This is a genomic window from Bradyrhizobium nanningense (assembly GCF_004114535.1).
In the GTDB taxonomy this organism is placed as follows: domain Bacteria; phylum Pseudomonadota; class Alphaproteobacteria; order Rhizobiales; family Xanthobacteraceae; genus Bradyrhizobium; species Bradyrhizobium nanningense.
The window spans coordinates 1-1,406 of the sequence record NZ_LBJC01000017.1; the positions used below are offsets into that span (position 1 = coordinate 1).

Sequence of the window (1,406 nt, forward strand, 5' to 3'; positions counted from 1 at the left end):
GCTGTCCTCGCGCGAGATCGCCGGCGTGCTCAATCTGCGCGGCCGCATCGTCACCGTGGTCGACATGCGCGCCCGTCTCGGCCTGCCGCAGCCCGAGGACGGCAAGGTGCCGATGGCGGTCGGCGTGGATTTGCGCGGCGAATCCTACGGCCTCCTGATCGACCAGATCGGCGAGGTGCTGCGCCTGCCCGAGGCCGGCATGGAAGAGAATCCCGTCAACCTCGACCCCCGCATGGCCAAGCTCGCCGGCGGCGTCCACCGCCTCGACGGTCAGCTCATGGTCGTCCTCGACGTCGATCGTGTCCTCGAACTCGCGCCCGAGATGATAGCGGCCTGATACCGCGGCCTCGCCGCCGACGGTCGTGCAATTGGAAGTGCCCCCGCAAAGCGGGGAGGAAGCAGAGGTTCACATGCGAACTTGTCTCGTCGTTGATGATTCCAGCGTCATCCGCAAGGTTGCGCGCCGGATCCTGGAGGGCCTCGACTTCCAGATCCTCGAAGCGGAGGACGGTGAGAAGGCGCTGGAAGCCTGCAAGCGCGGCTTGCCCGATGCGGTGCTGCTCGACTGGAACATGCCTGTGATGGACGGCTACGAGTTCCTCGGCCATCTCAGGCGGATGCCCGGCGGCGACCAGCCCAAGGTGGTGTTCTGCACCACCGAGAACGACGTCGCGCATATCGCGCGCGCGCTGCATGCCGGTGCCAACGAGTACATCATGAAGCCGTTCGACAAGGACATCGTGACGGCGAAATTCCAGGAAGTCGGTCTTATCTGAGCGAACGCCCGGAGGCTGAGCGGTTCCTTCGGCGCCTGTTTTCAACTGTATCCTTTCAGTCTGAGTTGGTGAGTAATGAGTGTTGCGTTCGCAGGGAATTCGACCACGGGCTCGTCGCGCGAAGCAGGACCGCTGCGGGTGATGATCGTCGACGACTCCGTCGTCATCCGCGGTCTGATCTCGCGCTGGGTCGGCGCCGAGCACGACATGGAGGTCGCGGCCTCGCTGCGGACCGGGCTCGAGGCGGTCAACCAGCTCGAGCGCATCAACCCCGATGTTGCCGTGCTCGACATCGAGATGCCCGAGCTCGACGGCATTTCGGCGCTGCCGCAGCTGCTGGCGAAGAAGCGCGATCTGGTCATCATCATGGCCTCGACGCTGACCCGTCGTAACGCGGAGATCAGCTTCAAGGCGCTGTCGCTCGGCGCGGCCGATTACATTCCGAAGCCGGAATCGACGCGCGAGGCGTCGGCCGCCGACATCTTTCATCACGACCTGATCCAGAAGATCCGCCATCTCGGCGCGCGGCTGCGTCGCAAGCCCGCGGTTGGAAGTCCGCCGCTGGCGCCCGCGAGCCCGGCGCCGGCCCCGCGCGGTCCCGTGGCGCGGCCGGTCACGCCCGCACCGGCT

3 protein-coding genes are annotated in these 1,406 nt (G+C 66.2%); all 3 read left to right on the top strand.

Annotated elements, in window-relative coordinates:
• The coding region (locus tag XH84_RS11195; protein ID WP_128948300.1) for a chemotaxis protein CheW at positions 1 to 337 on the top strand (337 nt) is incomplete at its 5' end.
• A gap of 73 nt (positions 338 to 410) precedes the next feature.
• Positions 411 to 776, top strand: coding sequence for a response regulator (locus XH84_RS11200; RefSeq protein ID WP_007600538.1), 366 nt, complete (start codon positions 411 to 413; stop codon positions 774 to 776).
• A gap of 75 nt (positions 777 to 851) precedes the next feature.
• Positions 852 to 1,406: response regulator (locus XH84_RS11205; protein ID WP_128948301.1), on the top strand; the 555-nt coding region annotated here is incomplete at its 3' end.